The 19,435-nt window shown below is 62.1% G+C and carries 20 protein-coding genes; 11 read left to right on the forward strand and 9 right to left on the reverse strand.

What is annotated here, in order from left to right; genetic code table 11:
* Positions 1 to 7: 7 nt before the first annotated feature.
* The 4 genes from P0D80_RS21985 (at position 8) to P0D80_RS22000 (ending at position 3,394) form a co-directional block, all read left to right on the forward strand.
* Positions 8 to 388 (forward strand): (2Fe-2S)-binding protein, encoded by a 381-nt coding sequence (locus P0D80_RS21985; RefSeq protein WP_408286686.1) that lies wholly within the window; start codon positions 8 to 10, stop codon positions 386 to 388.
* Positions 378 to 1,796, forward strand: a complete 1,419-nt coding sequence (locus tag P0D80_RS21990; RefSeq protein WP_408286687.1) for an FAD-dependent oxidoreductase — start codon at positions 378 to 380, stop codon at positions 1,794 to 1,796. Before P0D80_RS21985 ends, P0D80_RS21990 begins: the two co-directional genes overlap by 11 nt.
* A complete protein-coding gene (locus P0D80_RS21995; RefSeq protein ID WP_408286688.1) occupies positions 1,789 to 2,961 on the forward strand; it encodes an NAD(P)/FAD-dependent oxidoreductase in 1,173 nt (390 codons plus the stop codon). Before P0D80_RS21990 ends, P0D80_RS21995 begins: the two co-directional genes overlap by 8 nt.
* A gap of 79 nt (positions 2,962 to 3,040) precedes the next feature.
* Positions 3,041 to 3,394 carry a RidA family protein gene (locus P0D80_RS22000; RefSeq protein ID WP_408175489.1) on the forward strand — a complete coding sequence of 118 codons (354 nt, stop codon included), beginning with the start codon at positions 3,041 to 3,043 and terminating at the stop codon, positions 3,392 to 3,394.
* Between the two features lie 80 nt (positions 3,395 to 3,474).
* On the opposite strand, the gene P0D80_RS22005 is transcribed toward P0D80_RS22000, so the two are convergent.
* On the reverse strand, positions 3,475 to 4,179 hold the full coding sequence (locus P0D80_RS22005) for an SDR family NAD(P)-dependent oxidoreductase (RefSeq protein WP_408286689.1): 705 nt from the start codon (positions 4,177 to 4,179) through the stop codon (positions 3,475 to 3,477).
* Between the two features lie 173 nt (positions 4,180 to 4,352).
* On the opposite strand from P0D80_RS22005, the gene P0D80_RS22010 reads away from it, so the two are divergent.
* Positions 4,353 to 5,261 (forward strand): LysR family transcriptional regulator, encoded by a 909-nt coding sequence (locus P0D80_RS22010; protein ID WP_408286691.1) that lies wholly within the window; start codon positions 4,353 to 4,355, stop codon positions 5,259 to 5,261.
* Between the two features lie 20 nt (positions 5,262 to 5,281).
* On the opposite strand, the gene P0D80_RS22015 is transcribed toward P0D80_RS22010, so the two are convergent.
* Positions 5,282 to 5,803, reverse strand: a complete 522-nt coding sequence (locus P0D80_RS22015) for an SgcJ/EcaC family oxidoreductase (RefSeq protein WP_408175494.1) — start codon at positions 5,801 to 5,803, stop codon at positions 5,282 to 5,284.
* 535 nt (positions 5,804 to 6,338) lie between these two features.
* Entirely contained in the window at positions 6,339 to 7,469 is a 1,131-nt protein-coding gene (locus tag P0D80_RS22020; RefSeq protein WP_408286692.1) for an MBL fold metallo-hydrolase, read from the reverse strand.
* An 85-nt stretch (positions 7,470 to 7,554) separates the two neighbouring features.
* Between P0D80_RS22020 and P0D80_RS22025 the strand changes: the two genes are divergently transcribed.
* From P0D80_RS22025 to P0D80_RS22045, 5 genes are all read left to right on the forward strand, one after another.
* Positions 7,555 to 8,169, forward strand: coding sequence for a TetR/AcrR family transcriptional regulator (locus P0D80_RS22025; protein ID WP_408286694.1), 615 nt, complete (start codon positions 7,555 to 7,557; stop codon positions 8,167 to 8,169).
* A 96-nt stretch (positions 8,170 to 8,265) separates the two neighbouring features.
* Positions 8,266 to 8,931 (forward strand): ureidoglycolate lyase, encoded by a 666-nt coding sequence (locus tag P0D80_RS22030; protein ID WP_408286697.1) that lies wholly within the window; start codon positions 8,266 to 8,268, stop codon positions 8,929 to 8,931.
* Positions 8,932 to 9,181: 250 nt separating this feature from the next.
* Positions 9,182 to 10,720, forward strand: a complete 1,539-nt coding sequence (gene hpnR, locus P0D80_RS22035) for a hopanoid C-3 methylase HpnR (protein WP_408286699.1) — start codon at positions 9,182 to 9,184, stop codon at positions 10,718 to 10,720.
* Between the two features lie 102 nt (positions 10,721 to 10,822).
* Positions 10,823 to 12,079 carry an aconitase X gene (locus P0D80_RS22040; protein ID WP_408286700.1) on the forward strand — a complete coding sequence of 419 codons (1,257 nt, stop codon included), beginning with the start codon at positions 10,823 to 10,825 and terminating at the stop codon, positions 12,077 to 12,079.
* A gap of 10 nt (positions 12,080 to 12,089) precedes the next feature.
* Positions 12,090 to 12,560 carry an aconitase X swivel domain-containing protein gene (locus P0D80_RS22045; protein ID WP_408286701.1) on the forward strand — a complete coding sequence of 157 codons (471 nt, stop codon included), beginning with the start codon at positions 12,090 to 12,092 and terminating at the stop codon, positions 12,558 to 12,560.
* Between the two features lie 16 nt (positions 12,561 to 12,576).
* Here the strand turns inward: P0D80_RS22045 and P0D80_RS22050 are convergent, their stop codons facing one another.
* Positions 12,577 to 12,771, reverse strand: a complete 195-nt coding sequence (locus tag P0D80_RS22050) for a hypothetical protein (protein ID WP_408286703.1) — start codon at positions 12,769 to 12,771, stop codon at positions 12,577 to 12,579.
* A gap of 48 nt (positions 12,772 to 12,819) precedes the next feature.
* Positions 12,820 to 13,206 carry a cupin domain-containing protein gene (locus P0D80_RS22055; protein WP_408286704.1) on the reverse strand — a complete coding sequence of 129 codons (387 nt, stop codon included), beginning with the start codon at positions 13,204 to 13,206 and terminating at the stop codon, positions 12,820 to 12,822.
* Between P0D80_RS22055 and P0D80_RS22060 the strand changes: the two genes are divergently transcribed.
* Positions 13,114 to 14,274 (forward strand): pyrroline-5-carboxylate reductase, encoded by a 1,161-nt coding sequence (locus tag P0D80_RS22060; protein ID WP_408286705.1) that lies wholly within the window; start codon positions 13,114 to 13,116, stop codon positions 14,272 to 14,274. The two genes, P0D80_RS22055 and P0D80_RS22060, sit on opposite strands and share 93 nt — an antisense overlap.
* 75 nt (positions 14,275 to 14,349) lie before the next feature.
* Here P0D80_RS22060 and P0D80_RS22065 read toward each other — a convergent pair whose 3' ends face one another.
* From P0D80_RS22065 to P0D80_RS22080, 4 genes are all read right to left on the reverse strand, one after another.
* Positions 14,350 to 15,966, reverse strand: coding sequence for an aldehyde dehydrogenase (NADP(+)) (locus tag P0D80_RS22065; protein ID WP_408286706.1), 1,617 nt, complete (start codon positions 15,964 to 15,966; stop codon positions 14,350 to 14,352).
* A gap of 353 nt (positions 15,967 to 16,319) precedes the next feature.
* On the reverse strand, positions 16,320 to 16,997 hold the full coding sequence (locus tag P0D80_RS22070) for a GntR family transcriptional regulator (RefSeq protein ID WP_243658260.1): 678 nt from the start codon (positions 16,995 to 16,997) through the stop codon (positions 16,320 to 16,322).
* 133 nt (positions 16,998 to 17,130) lie between these two features.
* Positions 17,131 to 18,366 carry a metal-dependent hydrolase family protein gene (locus tag P0D80_RS22075; protein WP_132374721.1) on the reverse strand — a complete coding sequence of 412 codons (1,236 nt, stop codon included), beginning with the start codon at positions 18,364 to 18,366 and terminating at the stop codon, positions 17,131 to 17,133.
* Between the two features lie 46 nt (positions 18,367 to 18,412).
* A complete protein-coding gene (locus P0D80_RS22080) occupies positions 18,413 to 19,411 on the reverse strand; it encodes a 4-hydroxyproline epimerase (RefSeq protein WP_408175505.1) in 999 nt (332 codons plus the stop codon).
* Between the last annotated feature and the right edge of the window lie 24 nt (positions 19,412 to 19,435).

The following is a 19,435-nucleotide window of genomic DNA, read 5'->3' on the forward strand; positions in this document are numbered from 1 at the left end:
ATTCGACATGACTACTCAATCGACTCACACGCTTTTCAAGCCGCTGCCGGGCGTGCAAGGCGCGGCCGCCACGAACGTCGCCATCTGGTTCAACGATCAGCCGCTGTCCGTGCCGGGCGGCTGCTCGGTAGCGGCGGCCCTGCTCGCCGCAGGCGTGTCGCGGTTTCGTGCGACGCCTGTATCCGGCGCACCGCGCGGGCCTTTCTGCATGATGGGCGCGTGCTTCGAATGCCTCGTCGAGATCGACGGCATGCCGAGCCGCCAGGCCTGCATGGTCGAAGTCAAGGCCGGCATGCGAATCCGCTCGCAGGAAGGCGCGCGCGATCTGCCGCACTTCGGCGCGACTGCCGCGACCGACGCACCGCTGGAGAACGCCCATGACCGCTGATTTCGCATCCGATTTCGCTTCCGAAGCCGTCGACGTCGTCGTGGTCGGCGCCGGTCCCGCCGGCATGAGCGCGGCGACGCGCGCGGCGCGCGCCGGCCTCACGACCGTGCTGATCGACGAACAGGACGCCGTGGGCGGCCAGATCTATCGCGCCATCGGCCGCGCCGATGCGCGCCGCAAGGAGATTCTCGGGCCGGACTACGCGGCGGGTGCGGCTGTCGCCGAAGCGTTCGCCGCCTCCGGTGCGCGCCACCTGACGAACGCGAGCGTGTGGCAGGTTACTCGCGAGCGCGGCGTCAATTATCTGCAGGGCGGCAAGATCGGCAGCTTCGACGCGCAACGCGTGATTCTCGCCAGCGGCGCGCTGGAGCGGCCCTTTCCGATTCCCGGCTGGACGCTGCCCGGCGTGCTGACAGCGGGCGCGGCGCAGATCCTGTTGAAGAGCGCGGGCGAAGTGCCCGCCGCGCCGCCGGTGCTCGCCGGCTGCGGGCCGCTGCTGTATCTGCTCGGCTGGCAATACGTGCGCGCCGGCGTACCGATCCGCGCGCTGGTCGATACCACGCGTCACGAAGACCGCTGGCGCGCCAAGCGTCACATGCTGGCGGCGCTGCGCGCGTGGCCGTTCCTGAGCAAAGGCTTGCAACTGATCCGCACGCTGCGCGAAGCGAACGTGCCGATCTTCGAGGCAGCCGACGATCTGCGCGTGGAAGCACGGATCGGCACGGATCATATCGAGCGCGCCGCGGCGCTTCACTTCACGACCCAAGGCACCGCGCAACGTCTCGAAGCCGATGTGATCCTGCTGCATCAGGGCGTCGTGCCGAACACGCAATTCACGCAAGCGCTGCGCGCCTCGCACCGCTGGGACGACGCACAACTGTGCTTCACGCCGAAAGTCGATGCGTGGGGCGAACTGGAGGTGCCCGGCATCTTTGTCGCGGGCGATGGCGCGGGCATCGGCGGTGCACAGGCGGCAGCCTTGCAGGGCACGCTCGCGGGTCTCGCGGCGGCTGCGCAGCTCGGCGCGATCACCTCCGAGTCGCGCGATGCCGAAGCTCTCGCGCATCGCCGCGCGCTCGCGGGCGTCATGCGCATCCGGCCTTTTCTCGACAGCCTGTATCGTCCGCGCGACATCAACCGCATTCCGCGCGACGAGACCATCGTCTGCCGATGCGAGGAAGTCACCGCGGGCGAGTTGCGCAAGTTCGTCGAGCTCGGCTGCGTCGGACCGAATCAGGCAAAGTCGTTCGGACGCTGCGGCATGGGTCCGTGTCAGGGACGCATGTGCGGCCTCACGGTGACGGAAGTGATCGCCGATGCGCGCCGCGTCTCGCCCGCCGAAGTCGGCTATTACCGCATCCGTCCGCCGATCAAGCCGCTCACGCTCGGAGAACTCGCCGGTGAGTGACCCGACCGACATCCAGGAAGCCGATGTCCTCGTGATCGGCGGCGGCCTGCACGGCACGAGCAGCGCGTTCCACCTGGCGCGGCGCGGCGTGAAGGTGATCGTGCTCGAAGCCGATTATGTCGCGCGTCATTCGTCGGGCGTGAACGCGGGCGGCGTGCGCACGCTGGGCCGTCCGTTGCCTGAAATTCCGCTCGCGCTGATGTCGCGGGAAATCTGGCACGGCATGAGCGAATTGCTCGGCGAGACTGGCGGCTTCGTTGCTTCCGGTCAGTTGAAGATCGCCGAAACGAATGACGAACTCGAAGCGTGCCGCCAGCGGGTCGCGCTGCTCGAATCGCATGGATTCACGCAGGAGAAGGTGGTCGACCGCGAAACCGTGTTCGAACTCGAACCGGCGCTGGCGCGGCATGTCACGGGCGGCATCTGGGTCGAGCGCGACGGTTACGCGCTGCCTTATCGAACCACGACGGCGTTCCGGCTCGCCGCGCAGCGGCTCGGCGCGCGTTTTCTGGAAGGTACGCCGGTGCGTCGTATCGAGCAGCGCGGCACCAGATGGTTCGCCGTCACGCCGCATGGCACGTTCAGCGCGAACCAGTTGCTCGTCACCGCGGGCGCATGGTCCGGCGAATTGGCGAAGCAGGTCGGCGAGCCTGTGCCGGTGCATGCCGAAGGTTTGATGCTGATGGTCACGCAGCGCGTCGCGCCCTTCTGCCACGCGACGCTCGGCGCAACGGGCCGGCCGTTGTCCTTCAAGCAGTTCGACAACGGCACCGTAGTAATCGGCGGCAAACTGATCGGCATCGCGGACCTGGCGAATCGTCACGGCGAAGTCGACTTCGCCCGCCTCGTGCGCAGTGCGCGGACCGTGACCGATCTGTTTCCTCATCTGCGCAATCTCGGCGTGAACCGCGCTTGGGCCGGTGTCGAAGCTTTTACGGAAGATGAACTGCCGGTGATTTCCGCGAGCCGCCAGGCGTCGAATCTGTATTACTCGTTCGGCTATTGCGGCAGCGGCTTTCAGCTCGGGCCAGGTTGCGGCAAGCTCGTGTCCGAACTGATGCTGGACGGCGCGCCGTCCATTTCGCTCGATGCGTTTGCCGTCGATCGCTTTGGCCGCGACGCGGCGGCTTCCCGCACGGGCGCTTCGCATCTCGTGACGCACTAACCGGTTTTATTTTTTGCTCCGTCGCGCCTTCGGTCGAAGCGCGCGGCGATTTCATTCGCGTTCAAGTGGAGAGATTGTCATGACCGATATCGTTCGTATCGAAACCAACCAACGTATGAGCCGCGTCGTCAAAGCCGGCGGCCTCGTGTTCGTCGGCGGCCAGACTTCCGCCGATCACACCGCTGACGTGAAACTCCAGACCGCGAAGGTGCTGGAAAAGATCGACGGCTATCTGGAGAAGGCCGGCATCGACAAGACGCGCCTCGTTTCCGCGCAAGTCTGGCTCGCGGACATCGCCCGCGATTTCGCAGGCATGAACGAGGTTTGGGATGCGTGGGTTCCGCAAGGTCACGCACCGGCGCGCGCGACGGTGCAAGCGAAGCTTGCCGCGCCCGAGCTGCTCGTCGAGATCGCGGTCGTGGCGCTTGGTTGAGAGGTGCCGTTAGCGCGTCCGAGGTAATCACATCTGCACTGATGTACCGCGTGCGGCGGCGCAAGTTTGCAAGCGGCCCGTCACCAAGGCACGGGCCTTCCGAGATAGTCGAGGTAGTGCAAGCCGGGGCGCCCCTCATAAGCCTCGATCGTATTAACCAGGTTCGGAATGCTTTCTTCGATCGTCAGGCGCGCCGTCGGGCCGCCCATGTCTGTCCGGACCCATCCAGGCGCCATGGTCAGGAGGCTGCGCGGATAACTCGCGCTGCGCGCCGCGAAGGTACGCATGAACATATTCAGCGCGGCCTTGCTCCCTCTGTAGACTTCATAATTCGCGCTAGTAGCATTGGTGATACTGCCCTGCCCCGACGACATGACACCGATCGTTCCAGTCGGCGGGACGAGGTCTTGAAGCGCGTCAATGACCCTCATGGGACTCAGCGAGTTCGTTACCATCACCCGTATAAATTCTTCGGTCGAGACGTCCGCTATCGTTTCACCATCGTCGTTTTTGACACCGGCATTCACGAAAAGCACATCGATATGCCGACCTTCGAGGCGGGCGCGCAGAGCTGCGACCTGCTCTGGAATCGTGATATCGACAGTCTCTACTTCGAGCGCGCCAGCAGACGCTTCCGCGACGTGCCGAAGCTTATCTGTGGAGGCCGCTCGTGCGGTGGCGATGACTCGGTAGCCGCGCTTCAGATACTCCTCAACCATCGCCAGGCCAAGGCCGCGCGAGGCGCCGATCAAGAGAACGGTTTTCTGCGAAAGTGTGTTTTGCATTGGCATCCTCGATAAGCAAAGCCGCTCTCGAATCTGAACGTGACGGGAGCGATCCTCCGGGGTCAATCACGCAAACCAATGTAGCGGTTCATAGGGGATGGCGGAAGCCGCGCCGAATGCAACTAATATATGCATCGGACGCCCTATCTCACCTTGCTGACTACGATCAAGCGATGCCTGAACCGGACCTCAATCTACTTTTCGCGCTCGATGCGTTGCTGACCGAGAAAAACGTGACGCGCGCTGCCCGGTCGCTGCATCTGAGTGCCTCAGCAATGAGCCGCACGCTGACTCGCCTTCGTGCTGCGACCGGCGATCCATTGTTGGTCCGCGCCGGGCGCCATATGGTGCTGACGCCGTATGCCGAGGAGATTCGTGAGCAGACACACAATACTGTTCTTGAGGCGCGCGCCTTGCTCCATCCGTCGCCGGTGGCGACAGATTTTTCAACGTTGCGCAGAACCTTTCGGATTCGTGCCAATGAAGCTTTCGTGGAAGCCCTCGGTGCACCCTTGATTGCTGAAGTGACTGCAGTGGCGCCACTTGTGCGTTTGCACTTCTCGTCCAAATCGGAAAAGAGTGCGGAGTATCTTCGAAATGGTTCGGCCGATCTCGAGATTGGTGTCCTGGAGGAAATGGGACCTGAAATACGCGTCCGGGCATTGTTTCGAGACCGCTACGTCGCCGTTGTCAGAAAGGGACACGCACTCGACATGAAACAGCAAGTGACTACCGAGCAATACGCAGCGTTTGGCCACGTAGTCGCTCCGCACGGTCGCCAGATAATTGAATCTCTCGACGCTGCGGTTGCCCTGTTAGGGTTGGAACGAACGACCGTAGCGGTCGTGCCCAGCTTTCCCGCCGCGTTGGCGGTGGCGCGCGCGTCCGATCTGGTTGCGCTCCTGCCTGCATCGTTCGCGAACGCTCAGCACGCCGCGTCCGTCTACGTTTTCGAGCTTCCTGTGGCGACTGATGGCTTTACGATTTCTCAGATGTGGCATCCTCGTTTAGAGAATGACCCTGTTCATCGTTGGTTTCGGCAGCTGGTTCTTAGCGTGTGCCGTCAGCACGTGCCGTTCTGAACGCAAGTCGAGCTAGCGTGTCACGGCGCGGCAGCGCCTTGCCCCGTCGAGCTAGCCTCAAACGGTTTCGCTAGGGTGTTTTGAAAGGCGGCGACCCGCCAAACCCCGGACTCCTTCACAAAGACTCTGAGGCTTCGCTCCCGATGCGCGGGCAGTGTCTGCCCATCAGAATTCATGAGCCCGCTCAGCTCATTGGTGACGTGCACAAGAGCAACGTCAGGCCGAATAAATCGGATTGCCACGTTCCGAGTTTCGAGCGCTGCGTTCCTTGCTCTTGTGCTCAGAATGGCAGCCAGCCCCTTTCTAATTTCGCCCCTTCCCTTTGCCTCCTCGCCGCGGACACTGACGAAGTCGGCATCCTCCGTGTACATCCGGGTGGCCGCCTCCGCATCATGGCTGTTAAAGCCCGCTGTCATCTCGTAGATCACTTCTTTGATCGCGGATTCGTCCTGAAGGCTGCTCGTGCTGTGCATGCTCGCATTTTGCGCGCAACCGATACTAAATCCGATCGCCGCAACGGCAATAAAGGACGTCGTCCACATCTGTACGTGCCGCACATTTCCCCCTGGTCGAATCTCGACGCATCACCGAGGCGCCAGTCAGCGGTCGAAAGGCGCTATTGACGACGGCGAGACTGATTGGGATTGTGCGCCCGCTATTCGTGCAAGGGTGAGCTTCGCGCGGGGGCTAGGGGATTCAGCCTGATACGCCTAGCCGGGTAGCCGTGCCGCTCGTCAAAGCGCTCGAATCCGCATCGAGGTTTGCTGCTAGCATCGCTGGGCGCAACGCCGCTGTTGCCGGCGTGACTGGCGCATTTCCGTTACATGGGGTAGCCACGCATCCTGCAACGCGCCGACGAGGCGCTCTACCGTTCGAAACGGGAAGGCCGCAACCGTGTGCGCATCGCGGCGCTAAGTACCGGGGACGACGAACCCCGGGCGGGTTGATCTGGCTGCTGCTCGACGCAGCCGCCCGAAGATCACCCGGCGGTCGACGGCGCGCCGATGGTCATACCCGCAATGCACTCCGTGTGGCCCCAGGTGAGCGTGCTTTCAGACAGGCGACGCTCACAAAAGATCACGAAGACTCCGCATCTCCGGCATTGCGCGCGGCACACAGACGCCATGCGGCCTTCGGTACAGCGACGGTCTCTGCAACGTGGCGCCACCAGCGCTCGCCGCGATGCGGCGCGCTCAGATCCAGCCGCTCGCCCATGCGGGGCGTCGACAATACGACGCCGCGAGCGAGGGCCAGGCCCGTCACCCTTTCGAACGGCTCCTGCCAGCGATGCATCGCGAGGTCGAACGTGCCGTTGTGAATCGGCACGAGCCAACGGCCGCGCAGATCGATGTGCGCCTGCACGGTTTCTTCGGGCTGCATGTGAACGTACGGCCACTGCGCGTCGTAGGCGCCCGTCTCGACCAGCGTGACGTCGAATGGCCCAAGGCGCTCGCCGATCGTTCTGAAGCCTTCGAAGTAGCCGGTGTCGCCGCTGAAGAACACACGCAGATCATCGTCGACGATCACCCACGACGCCCATAACGTGCTGTTGCCGTCGAACAGGCTGCGGCCGGAAAAATGCTGTGCGGGCGTAGCGGTGAACTGCACACCGTCGACCTCGGCGCCCTGCCACCAGTCGAACTGCCGCACCTTCGATGCGTCGATGCCCCATTCGATCAGCCGGTCGCCGACGCCGAGCGGCGTCAGAAACACGCCGGTGGTCTGCGCGAGCGCGAGCACGGTTTCGCGGTCCAGGTGGTCGTAGTGGTCGTGCGACAGGATCACGCCGCGCAACGGCGGTAAATCGGCGAGCGCGATCGGCGGCGCATGGAAGCGCTTCGGGCCGAGATGCCGGAACGGCGAGGCACGTTCGGCGAACACAGGATCGGTCAGCCAGAACTGGCCGCGGAGCTTCAGCAGCATCGTCGAATGGCCGAGCCGGTAGAGGCTGCGGTCGGGCGCCGCATCGAGCTGCGCACGCGTCAGCGCATCGACGGGCAACGCGTCTGTCGGCACGGTGCCGTTCGGCTTGTTGAGCAACACGTTCCACACAATGCCGAGCGTCTTGCGCAGGCCCTCGACGGGACGCGGCTTGACGTTGCGAAAGCGTTCGCCGTCGTGCTGCGGCGAGGTGCTGGACAACGCGCGACCGCGTCGCGCGGCGGTAAAGCCAAGCATGCGGCTGACAACAGCGGGAAGCGACGTCATAAGTCAGGCCATCCGTAGATAAATGTACACTAGCCAGTGTAGTTTATTTTCGAGAAAAGTAAACTGCCCGGTGTAAAATCCTTTTATGGATCCCAGTGCCACCCATCAACGCCTGACTGACCGCAAGCGGGTCGCCATCGTCGGCGCCGCGATCGAGGAATTCCTCGCGGCCGGCTACGACGCGACCAGCATGGACCGCATCGCCGCCCGCGCGAACGTCTCCAAACGTACGGTCTATAACCATTTCCCAAGCAAGGAAGCCCTTTTCGCCGCGATTCTCCATCAGTTGTGGGACGCGAGCCAGAGCGGCGACGCGCCCGCCTACCGCGCCGACGAACCGTTGCGCGCGCAGTTGCTCGACCTTTTGGGCCGCAAGCTGCGGCTCTTGAACGACGAGTCCTTTCTGTCGCTGGCACGTGTGGCGATCGCGGCCGGCATCCATTCGCCGGAGCGGGCGCGGGACATGGTCGCGCGCCTCGGCGAACGCGAGGAAGACCTGACCGTGTGGATCCGGGCGGCCGTCGCCGACGGCCGTCTCAAGACCGACAATCCGCTCTTCGCGGCGCTGCAACTGCAGGCGCTGGTGAAAGCCTTCGCCTTCTGGCCGCAGGTGACGATGGGCCAGGCGCCGCTCGGCGAACAGGAGCAAAAGCAGGTCGCGGAATCGGCCGCCGACATGTTCCTCGCGCGCTACGCATGAGCGGACCGCCGGACCGTTTTCATGTGCATAAGGGTCGGCCAAACGTCTTGTTCGAGCGTCTACAATCTGTATTTTCGACTCGTTCAAACTGTGCCGATGTCCCAACAGATCGACTACCTCAACCCCGCTCTTCCTCCTGGCCTCCGGCGCGTGTCGATGCCCGTGGTCGACGCGACCCCGACAACGCTTGACGGATTTGGCAGGCTCGTGGCGGATCCGAGCGAGTGCCCGATCGAGATCGTGCAGTGGCCTGCACTGGGGACACGGCCCATAGACGCCGGAACCGGTGACGAGGCCGGCACTACCGAAGGCACGTTTGTAAGCGAATGGCGCGGGGACATTCTGTACGGTTCAAACGAGGCCGTGGGCGGCGACTACATTCTTGCGTACGCGACAGAGCCTGAAGCTGCCCGTGACGACAACGCCCATGCACCGGAACGGATGTTGCTTTGGCACGCGAACTACCACCCGGATGGTGGACAACTGTTCTTCCCTCTCGACCATCGCCCGTTCTACGTTCCGTTGGCATTGCCCGGCGACGACATTGCGCCGGAGAAGTTCGTGTGCTTTCGCTTCGATGGACAGCAGGGTCTCTACATCCATCCGAACATCTGGCATGAAGGGGTGTTCGCTCTTGGCGGGACCCAGCGGTTCTTTGACAAGCAGGGCGCCGTCCATGCACGGGTCTCTGTCGACTTTGCCCGCGAGTTTGGTTGTCTTCTCGAGGCGCCGATCGCCCGTGAGGCGCAACGGTCTGGTTGAGGCGGCGACCCGCAGCGGTAGAGCGCGGATGGTTTTGTCGTCGCCCGTGCCAAACCAATACGGCGCAGACATTGCGCCTCTGCCCTCGTACGAGCAAGCTGCGACGACGGGCAGTAGAATCGCAAGAAGCCGCGCGCGTTGACATCGCCAGGACGCAGGGCGCGGCAGTCAACCGTACCAAGGATTTCTGCAGGAAAGTCCAGCGCGCACCGACAGGTCTCGGACGCGCCCTTTCTGCCAAGGAGATCTCATGAAGGTGCTCGCCGTACATCCCAGTGGCTTGATGTACACCCGCGTGTTCCTGCGACTCGAACCGCTCGGCCTGGAGACGGTCGCGGCCGTACTCCGCGCGGCTGCGCACGAGGTCCGGTTGCTCGACCTGCAAGTCGAATCGCATCGCGATCTGGAGCGGTTGATTCGCAAATGGCGCCCTGATGCCGTATGTTTCTCCGGCAACTACCTCGCCAATATTCCCGAAATCATCGATCTGTCGAAAGCGATCAAGGCGCAGTGGCCGGACTGCTTCGTGTTCGTGGGCGGACACAGCGCGTCGTTCACCGCAGCCGATATGCTCAAGCACGCCGACGGCGCAATCGACTGCGTGCTAAGAGGCGAAGGCGAAGCGAAGGTCGCCGAACTTCTCGACGCCGTCGCGCGCCACGCCGACCTACTGGCGATACCCGGCGTCGTGACCTGCCGCGGCGAAGGGCCGCTGCCAGGCTTCGCCGAAAGCCTCGATCAGGTTCGCCCCGCGCGCGATCTGCTGCGACATCGGCGCAAATACTTCATCGGCGTGCTGGATCCGTGTGCATCGATCGAATTCGCGCGCGGCTGCCCGTGGGATTGCACGTTCTGCAGCGCGTGGACATTCTACGGACGCAGCTATCGCTCGCGCAGCCCCGAAGTGATCGCCGACGAACTGGCGTCGATTCGCGAGCCAGGCATCTTCATTGTCGACGACGTCGCCTTCGTGCATGCGGATCACGGCATGGCGATCGGCCGCGAAATCGAGCGCCGCGGCATACGTAAAAAGTACTACCTCGAGACACGCGGCGATGTGCTGTTGCGCAACAAGGAGGTTTTCGAATACTGGCGCGAGTTGGGCCTGCAATACATGTTTATCGGCATGGAGGCGATCGATGCAGAAGGCCTCAAGGCGTTTCGCAAGCGCGTCAATCTCGACAAGAATTTCGAGGCGCTCGCGTTCGCGCGCTCGCTCGGTATCACGGTCGCGATCAATCTGATCGCCGATCCCGACTGGGACCATGACCGCTTCGAAGCGATCAGGCAATGGTGTCTGGAGATTCCCGAGATCGTCAACATCAGCGTGAACACGCCTTATCCGGGTACCGAAATCTGGCTGCGCGAGCATCGCCAGTTGACGAGCCTCGACTACCGGCTCTATGACATCCAGCACGCCGTCCTGCCGACGAAGCTGCCCTTGCCCGAGTTCTACCGCGAACTGGTGCGCACGCAGCAGGTACTCAACCGCAAGCACCTTGGCTGGAGCGCACTGCGCGGCGCGGCGAGCGAAGCGGCACATCTGCTGATGCACGGGCAAACGAACTTTGTGCGGATGCTGTGGCGCTTCAACTCGGTGTTCAATCCGAACCTGCAATTGAACGACCACGCGCGCGAAGTCCGGTATTCGATGACGCCGCCCGCCGCCTCGACCGAGCACGCCAATGTCAAGGTGCTGTATGTGCACGGGCCGGCGGGACGCAAGGGCCGCAAGCTCGACGATGCAACGGAAAGCTTCGTCGACGAAACCCGCACGGGTGCGGGCTGATGTTTTGATCTAGCCGTTCTTTACAGCGGTCATACAGTCGCCGATGCGGACTTCGGGTATCCTCATTCCTGATTTGAGAATGACCACAACGAAGAGGCGACAGTGCTTGAACTATCGGTTCGTGACAAAGCAATGCTGAGTGGTGAATTGGGTGAAGGTGCAGCGCTCGCGATGCGAATAGTTGCCGCCACGGCGCATGTGATGAACGCCCAGGAACTCGTCGACGTTTCCTCCGCCCACATCGACGGGTGTCTGTATCACGGATCCGTCAGTCTCGATTTCGTCGAACGGTTTGTCGCATCCGGAACGCGGGTCGCCGTGCCGACCACGCTCAATGTCGGATCGCTCGATCTCATTCATCCAGAGCTGTATCGCGGCAAAGCGGAAATTGCGAATGCTGCCAAACGCCTGATGGAAGCGCATCTGGAACTCGGCTGCGAAGCGACCTTCACATGCGCGCCGTATCAACTCAAGCACCGCCCGCGTCTGGGCGATCAGATCGCATGGGCTGAATCGAACGCGATCGTTTTCGCCAACTCCGTGTTGGGCGCCCGTACAAGTCGCTACGGAGATTTTCTTGATCTTGCAGCGGCCATTACCGGCCGCGTGCCAAACGCCGGACTGCACGTCACCGAAAACAGGGCCGCCCGCATCGTGCTCGAAGCGCCCAGCTTCGGTGATTCCCCGCGACGCGATGCGTATTTCGCGGCACTCGGTTTTCTGCTTGGCCTCAATGCCGGCGCAACGGTGGCGGCAATCACGGGACTGCCTGTCGACACAACGGAGGACGAGCTTAAGGCTCTGGGCGCGGCAGCCGCTTCCAGTGGCTCTGTGGCGCTCTTTCACGCGGTAGGCATCACGCCGGAAGCGCCGACACTCGACGCCGCGCTGCAAGGCGGCGAACCGGAACGGACCATTGTTGTCACCGAGGCGGATCTCGTCGGCATCCATAGAAAGTGGAACGGTGCTCGTTCTAGCGAGCCACTCGCCGCGATCAGTCTGGGAACCCCGCATTTTTCGGTCGATGAGTTCCACACGCTTGGCAAGCTGTTCGAAGAACACGATGGCTCGCCACGATGCGACTTCTATGTGAATACGAGCCGTTTCGTGCTGTGGCAGATCGAAGCTGAAGGGGTCGCCCAGCAACTCGCCTCCCGCGGCGTCCAGATTGTGGTGGACACCTGCACCTACATCACTCCCGTGATGAAACAGATCAGTGGACTCGTGATGACTAACTCAGGGAAGTGGGCCCACTACGCACCTGCGAACATCGGTGTCACCGTTGCGTTTGGAAGCATGGCCGAGTGTGTTCGCTCAGCCTTCGAAGGGAGAGTTTGCATCGATGAACTGGCCGGCTAAAGCGACGACCATGATTTCACCCACTACCGTGCTTGCCGGGCAAGTACTCGTTCCGGGCCGCGCAAGCGGCCTTGCAATCGCGCTGCCTCCCCTGAGCTTCTGGGGCGGCTACGACGCCGAAAGCGGGATGATCATCGACAAGACCCATTCCGGCTACGGTCAAAGCCTGAAAGGCCGGATACTCGTGATGGCGCGAGCGCGCGGATCGAGTTCCAGCAGCAGCGTACTGGCTGAAGCGTTGCGCAACGGGACTGGCCCGAGCGGCATCATACTGGCGGAACGCGACCTGATTCTCGCCATCGGTGTGATTGCCGCCAATGAGCTCTACGCCCTCGACGTGCCAGTGGTGAGCGTCGGCGAGAACGTGTTCGCGCAGATTGCGTCTTTCACCGCAACACTGGAGATTGACGCGTGCGATGCCGCGCGGCCCGCGAGCATCTACGTCAAGGACAGTGAAGGCGAAGGACGCCGCGACGCGTAGCGGTTTCGCACAAGCCCTAGTTGTAGCCCAGGATAGCGACTGAAGCGACATCAGCCCGCTCGAGCGTATTGCCTGCTAGCCCCGAAAGCGGCGGCGTCAAAAGTGCCGCATAGGAAGAAACCAGCGCGGCAGCGTTCGAGCGTTGGCCGTTGCGATGGCCAATGTTCCTGATCTGGTGATGGAATGAACGCGGTGATGCGATGTGTACCATGACAAACTCTGTCCTAAAACAGTAAAAGAAACGGCCGACGCAAGCGCCCTATTCTGCGCGCTTCGCTTCCAACGGCGCGAACCCTGTGCTCGCTTCGATTTCGCTGACGTTCTCGGGTCTCTTAAACGGGCCTGGAGCCTCTTCGTCTGGATTGCGCCGACGTCCGATAGCCTTGAAAAATGTCTCGAGGCCGGACGGTAGAAAGAACCACACCCAGTGCAGGTCTTCGGTCCCGTCGTTGATCAATGTATGCGACTGTCGTGGTCCGAGAAAGACCGTCACGCCAGGCTCGATTCGATACTCGCGCCCCTCCACTATTGCCGTTCCCTTTCCCCGAATGAAGTGAAGTACCTCTTCAGACTCTGCATGCGCGTGCAGGCGAACGAAGCCTCCGCGTGGAACTGTCTGCGTGCCTGCCGAAAAGGGCCGCTGCATCGACACGAGGTGGGGCGCGACGTGGACCGCGGCATAGCCATTGGCGGGCACGGGCTGCCAGTAGCTCTCTTCCTCGCCCGGATACACGATCAGGAACTGGGATTTGCCGTCGCGGTCGTCAAGATTGACGCCCGAGGCCGGGCTATCGGGTGCGTCATCCGTCATTTGCGCCTCACTTGTAAGCGGGATGCACAGCAAGCCTACTATTGTGAAACAATATCCTGTATCCAAAGATGGTTCAACGCATATTTTCCCTACACCGCGAATACGGGCATTCAGGCAGGAGGTCTGGAAATGATTGAGCGAATAGGTTTCATCGGGACAGGCACCATTACGCAGGCGATCGTCACCGGCTTGGCGGCACAGCCGCGCGGTCTGCGCGAGATATGGGTCTCACCTCGTAATCACGAAACCGCTGCAGGGCTTTCACACGAACACCCGCTAGTGCACGTCGGACGCGACAACCAGGACGTCGCGGATCGGTGCACCGTGCTGTGTCTGGCAATTCGACCTCAAATTGCACGACAGGTACTGTCGGAGCTTCGGCTTGGGCCAACACACCGCGTTCTCAGCTTCGTTGCTACGTGGAATCGCGAGCGGCTGGCAGCTTTGATGCCTGATGTCGCACATATAGTGCGTCTGGCCCCCTTGCCGATGGTCGCCCAGGCAATGGGCCCGACCATCGTGTTTCCGGCCGATCCTGTCGCGATCGAGCTTTTCGCACCGCTCGGCACAGCAATAGCCGTCGACGACGAAGATGCGTTCGACAGCCTTTTCGCGTCGACCGCCTTGATGGGCAGTTTTTTCGCCATGCTCGAAAGACACGCAATCTGGCTGCAAGACAAAGGCATTGCCTACGCCGACGCGCGGACTTACCTCGCGTCGCTATTCAGCGGACTGGCGCGCACCGCCCAAACGCGGCTTGAAACCTTTGCCGATCTGTCGAAGGAATTTTCAACGCCGGGCGGTTTGAATGAGCAGATGACAGCCGATCTTGAACGCGCGGGAGCACTGGACGCTCAGCACCTCGCCCTCGATCGCGTTTTCGAACGCATCAAGAATCGCTGAACACCTGCTCGAGGGAAAAGTCCGCCGCCTTTGCAGGTCGCCGGCGTGCATTGGCGACCCGCACTTTCCGGGACGTCAGCTTTTGGCCGCTGAACTCGCGGCTTGCTCCGGCGCGCTCAGCTCGCCGTCAACCAGACGCCAAACGGCCAGTGGATTGGCTTCCTTTACCGCTGCCGGCAGCAATGCATCGGGCAAATCCTGATAGCACACAGGCCGCAGGAATCGGTCGATCGCTGTCGCGCCCACCGAGGTGAACATCGAATTCGACGTGGACGGGAAGGGACCGCCGTGAACCATCGCGTGGCAGACTTCCACACCCGTCGGGAAACCATTGGCGAGGATACGTCCCGCCTTGCGCTCGAGCACCGGCAGCAGGCGCTGGGCGTCTGCATAATCGACAGCGTCGATCTGTAGAGTGACGGTAAGCTGCCCTTCCACATGTTCTGCAACCGATAGCAATTCCTCAAAGTCGCGGGCACGAATCACCACAGAAGCCGGGCCAAACATCTCTGCCTCAAGCTCGGGCGTAGCCAGCAGGCGACGTGCATCGGTCACATACAGGGCAGCCTGCGCGGCATTCGGAAGTTCGCCCGCCGACCTGCCCTCTGCCACCTTTGTCACGCCCTGAACCGCGTCGACTTTTTGCGCTCCGTCGCGGAAGGCATCGAAGATTCCGGGGGTCAACATCGTCTGGGCCGGCTTGCTTGCCAGCGCTTCGCCCGCCGCCTTGACGAAACGCTCGAGGTCCGGACTGTCGATCGCAAGCACCAACCCCGGGTTCGTGCAGAACTGTCCTGCACCTAACGTCAGCGAATCCGCGAAAGCCTTGCCGATCGCTTCAGCGCGGCTCGCGAGCGCGCCCGGGAACAGAAACACCGGGTTGATACTGCTCATTTCGGCATAGACGGGAATCGGCTCGGGTCGAGCGTTCGCGATCCGCACCAGCGCGAGACCGCCTTGACGGGAACCCGTGAAGCCAACCGCCTTGATGGCAGGATGCGCGACTAACGCTTCGCCGAGCTTGCGGCCAGCGCCGAAAAGCAGCGAAAACACGCCCTCCGGCAAGCCCTGCTCCTTGACTGCTTTCTGGATAGCGCGACCTACCAGCTCTGAGGTTCCAAGATGCGCGCCGTGTGCCTTCACGATAACCGGTGCGCCCGCTGCGAGTGCCGAAGCGGTGTCGCCTCCCGCAACCGAGAAGGCTAGCGGAAAGTTACTCGCGCCGAACACAGCGACGGGACCAACCGGCACTTTCGCGAGGCGCAGATCCGCACGCGGCAGCGGCTGCCGTTCCGGCTGGGCATGATCGATCGTGGCACCGAGGAAGTGCCCGTCCCGCACGACCTTCGCAAAAAGACGCAACTGACCGACGGTGCGGCCACGCTCGCCCTGCAGACGCGGAACGGGAAGGCCCGTCTCGGCATGGGCCCGCTCGATCAGTTCATCTCCGATACCGAGGAGGTTGTCGGCGATTGCATCGAGAAACGCGGCGCGTTTCGCAAGGGAGACGTTCCGGAACACGTCGAAGGCTTGCGCGGCCAGAGAGGCCGCGCGCTCGACTTCCGCCGCGCCGCCCATACCAAAGGACGGCTCCGGGATCTCGGCGTCGGTGGCCGGATTGAACGCGCGCTGGCTGCCTTCGGTGCCACGCACCGCGGAAAAGCCGATAAGCATTTCGCCAGTAAGAGTCATGTCGATATCCTCAAAAAGGTTCAATGGGATGGCACGGACTACGGCGGAGTCGTGGTTCGTACAGGGACCGAAGGCCACTCCGTGAATGCCGTTGACTAGACTCGACCGCGTTATGCAAGTCACCGCACGCAGTGCAAACACCGCCGAGGTCTTGGGTCCGCCGGGCAGATAGGACAGGTTCGTTTCTGCGATGTAGTGGAACGCAATCAGCGTTGAGAAAGCAGCGCGCGGACGCGCACTATCAGCACTACGGATGCGCGGCGAGCTTACCGAAACGCGTTGCGGACTTGATCTGCGCTCTCAGCGTGCCAAGGGTAGACAGCACGAAGCATTACACACGCTGACCAGCGGAATCAACGCGTCACCACCGCCTCGACAACCGACATGATCTGCTGCGCGGCCGTCTTGACGTGCTGCTCCAGCAGTTTGGCTCCAAGCTTCGCGTCGCGCTTCCTGCACGCCTCGACCAACGCCATGTGCTCGTCATGCGACTGTTCGCGGATCGGCACCTGCACGGCCTGAAAGCGGAAATACCGATCGCAGCGGTCATGCAGTACCCGCAACAACTGAAGCGTGATATCCCGCTGCGCAGGCAGATAGAGCGTTTCGTGCAAACGCCAGTTCAGTTGCCCCCACACGCCCGAGTCCGCCTTGTCCATTTCCTTGATAAGCCGCTCCGCCTTACCCATCTCGGCTTCGGTGATGCGCGGGATTGCTTCCGAAAATATCCACGGTTCAAGACGAAGCCGGATGTCGAACGTCTCCTTCACCTCGCCTATCGACAGCTCAGCGACATAGGCGCCCTTGTGCGGCACATTGATCAGCAGTCCCTCTGCCGTCAGACGGGTGATTGCCTCGCGGATAGGAACACGGCTGACGCCGAGCTCTTCGGCGAGCGCCTCCTGCCGCAATACCTCACCCGGCGCCAGGTCGCCGCTCAGGATTCGCTGTCGAACCGCCGTGGTGACGAGTTCGACCGTAGTTGGCCGGACGATTTTTCGCGTGCTTTCGTCCGCGATAACTTCGCTCATCGCGGACGCCTCTTTGGTACGACGTTTGGCGGCTACCGGGGGCATGGTCAGGTTCAAGTGGGGATTCAGGATACAGTGGACATGCTACCATGCTCCCGGCTTTCGGATACAAAATCCAATGACCGACGCCGCGTCACTGCAACGTTTGCCGGACCCACGCGCCGTTCTTCATCACGCCGGCGATGCGCTCACCCTGCCCGGCAAGCACGCTGATATCCGCTAGCGGATCACCATCGACGACCAGCAGATCAGCGAAGGCTCCCGCGGACACGACGCCCAGACGTCCCTGCTGTCCGACGATCTCGGCACCTACGGCCGTGGCCTGGCAGATCGTCTCGAAAGCACCGAGAATGGCTGAACGGATCGTCAGTTCATCGCTTTGATACTCGTGCATGTCGCCCAGCAGGTCGGTGCCAAGACCCATTTTCACGCCGTTGCGTTTGAGCAGTTCAAGCGCCTTCAGGCCCTGGATACGAACATTCTCGTTTTTCGCGAGCGCGCTTTCCGCCACACCCGCTTTTGCACCGACCTTGTTCATTGCGTCATAGGTCACGAGCGTGGGCACTGCAAACGCTCCGAACTCCGCCATGACGGCCGCCGCCTCGTCGTCGATCAGGTTGCCGTGCTCGATCGTGCGCACACCGAGCTTCACGACGCGAGCAATCGCCTTCCCTGTGTAGGCATGCGCCATGACATAGGTCTGGTGCGACGCGGCTTCCTCGACGATGGCCTTGACCTCGTCGACGGAAAATTGCAGGTTGCCAATCGGATCCGTCGGCGACGCAACACCACCCGACGCCATGATCTTGATGTGATGCGCGCCGGCGCGCATCTCTTCCCGCACGGCCTTGCGAACGTCGTCCACGCCATCGACGATGCGTCCGATTGCCCCGAGATTGCGATGGCAGCCGCAAGGATCGGGATCGGAGTTGTCGAAGCGCTCGCGAAAGTCGCCGTGACCGCCCGTCTGCGAGAGCGCCTTGCCGGCCACGAACAACCGCGGCCCGGCGATCACGCCTTCCTCGATGGCACGCGAGAGCGCGTAGTCGGCGCCGCCGGCATCCCGCACCGTGGTGAAACCCCGGTTGAGCATACCGCTCAGGATAGGTACCGCCCGCAACACGGCGAAGGTATTCGGCAAACGCCCGTTGTTACCAAGGTGCGCCACCGAGGCAATGACGTGCGCGTGGCAGTCGATCATGCCGGGCATGACTGTCTTGCCCCCAACGTCAATGACCTGCGCGCCATTTATCGACACCGGCTCGCGGGTCACTTCCTTGATGACATCCCCGTCCACGACAATCGAATAGCGGGCCGTGTCGTTTTCGTGATTCACGTCCAGGACACGTGCGTTCTTCAGGATCAACATTTCGATTCCTCAACTGATAGTTGAGCGGCCCACGGGCCGCTGTAGATCATTTCAGCAAAAAGCCTTTGGCGAGCGGATCACGGTCATCGACAAAGATCGTGTTGTGTCCCGTCACCCGCGCCCACCCTTCGATGCTCGGAATAATCGCGTCAAGTTCACCGACCCTGGTCGCTTCTTCCGGCACACCAGTGAAGAGCGTGCCGATAATGCTCTCGTGAACAAAACGCTCGCCGATCTTGAGTTTGCCCTTGCCGACCAGCTGTGCCATACGGGCGGAAGTCCCCGTGCCGCAGGGCGACCGGTCGATGGCCTTGTCACCGTAGAACACCGCATTGCGTGCGCTTGCCCCTTCGACCGTGGGTTCGCCTGTCCACATCACGTGGCTTAGACCACGGATTTCCGCCTTTTCTGGGTGAACGAACGGGTACTTCTCGTTCGCTGCCTGGCGCAAGATCGGACTCAGACGCTGGATATCCGAAGGCTTGAGTGTATGGAGGCCACCAAAGTTTTGCTGCGGTTCGACGATCGCGTAGAAATTTCCGCCGTAGGCGACATCGAAGCGGATTTCGCCGAGCCCCTCGACTTCAACTGTCAGGTCCGTCGAGTGAAGGAATGACGGAACATTGATGAGTTGCACCGAGTCGACGTTGTCTCCGTCCATCTTGTAGCGCGCAACCACGAGACCGGCCGGCGTGTCCAGACGCAGCACACCCGGTTCACGCGGACGCACCAGACCGTGCTCGATGGCCGTTGTCACCGTCCCGATGGTGCCGTGGCCACACATGGGCAGACAGCCGCTGACCTCGATAAACAGGATGGCGACGTCACAATCGGAACGGGTCGGCGGATAGAGGATACTGCCCGACATCACTTCATGGCCCCGAGGTTCGAACATGAGCGATGTCCGGATCCAGTCGAACTCGCGCTCAAAATGCGCGCGTCGCTCGATCATGTTCGCGCCTTCCAGCCGCGGTGCACCTCCTGCGACGACGCGGACCGGATTGCCGCACGTATGTCCGTCGATGCAAAAGAATGTCGATTTCATAGCCCTGCTCCATCCAGAATGACC

Origin of the sequence: Paraburkholderia sp. RL17-373-BIF-A (assembly GCF_046030175.1) — a bacterium.
GTDB lineage: Bacteria > Pseudomonadota > Gammaproteobacteria > Burkholderiales > Burkholderiaceae > Paraburkholderia.

Excerpts from the sequence above, each read along its gene's own strand:
- P0D80_RS21985 (WP_408286686.1), top strand. The coding sequence starts at position 8 with ATGACTACTCAATCGACTCACACGCTTTTCAAGCCGCTGCCGGGCGTG.
- P0D80_RS21990 (WP_408286687.1), top strand. The coding sequence starts at position 378 with ATGACCGCTGATTTCGCATCCGATTTCGCTTCCGAAGCCGTCGACGTC.
- P0D80_RS22000 (WP_408175489.1), top strand. The coding sequence starts at position 3,041 with ATGACCGATATCGTTCGTATCGAAACCAACCAACGTATGAGCCGCGTC.
- P0D80_RS22005 (WP_408286689.1), bottom strand. The coding sequence starts at position 4,179 with ATGCAAAACACACTTTCGCAGAAAACCGTTCTCTTGATCGGCGCCTCG.
- P0D80_RS22010 (WP_408286691.1), top strand. The coding sequence starts at position 4,353 with ATGCCTGAACCGGACCTCAATCTACTTTTCGCGCTCGATGCGTTGCTG.
- P0D80_RS22015 (WP_408175494.1), bottom strand. The coding sequence starts at position 5,803 with ATGTGGACGACGTCCTTTATTGCCGTTGCGGCGATCGGATTTAGTATC.
- P0D80_RS22020 (WP_408286692.1), bottom strand. The coding sequence starts at position 7,469 with ATGACGTCGCTTCCCGCTGTTGTCAGCCGCATGCTTGGCTTTACCGCC.
- P0D80_RS22025 (WP_408286694.1), top strand. The coding sequence starts at position 7,555 with ATGGATCCCAGTGCCACCCATCAACGCCTGACTGACCGCAAGCGGGTC.
- P0D80_RS22030 (WP_408286697.1), top strand. The coding sequence starts at position 8,266 with ATGTCCCAACAGATCGACTACCTCAACCCCGCTCTTCCTCCTGGCCTC.
- hpnR (WP_408286699.1), top strand. The coding sequence starts at position 9,182 with ATGAAGGTGCTCGCCGTACATCCCAGTGGCTTGATGTACACCCGCGTG.
- P0D80_RS22045 (WP_408286701.1), top strand. The coding sequence starts at position 12,090 with ATGATTTCACCCACTACCGTGCTTGCCGGGCAAGTACTCGTTCCGGGC.
- P0D80_RS22050 (WP_408286703.1), bottom strand. The coding sequence starts at position 12,771 with ATGGTACACATCGCATCACCGCGTTCATTCCATCACCAGATCAGGAAC.
- P0D80_RS22055 (WP_408286704.1), bottom strand. The coding sequence starts at position 13,206 with ATGCAGCGGCCCTTTTCGGCAGGCACGCAGACAGTTCCACGCGGAGGC.
- P0D80_RS22065 (WP_408286706.1), bottom strand. The coding sequence starts at position 15,966 with ATGACTCTTACTGGCGAAATGCTTATCGGCTTTTCCGCGGTGCGTGGC.
- P0D80_RS22070 (WP_243658260.1), bottom strand. The coding sequence starts at position 16,997 with ATGAGCGAAGTTATCGCGGACGAAAGCACGCGAAAAATCGTCCGGCCA.
- P0D80_RS22075 (WP_132374721.1), bottom strand. The coding sequence starts at position 18,366 with ATGTTGATCCTGAAGAACGCACGTGTCCTGGACGTGAATCACGAAAAC.
- P0D80_RS22080 (WP_408175505.1), bottom strand. The coding sequence starts at position 19,411 with ATGAAATCGACATTCTTTTGCATCGACGGACATACGTGCGGCAATCCG.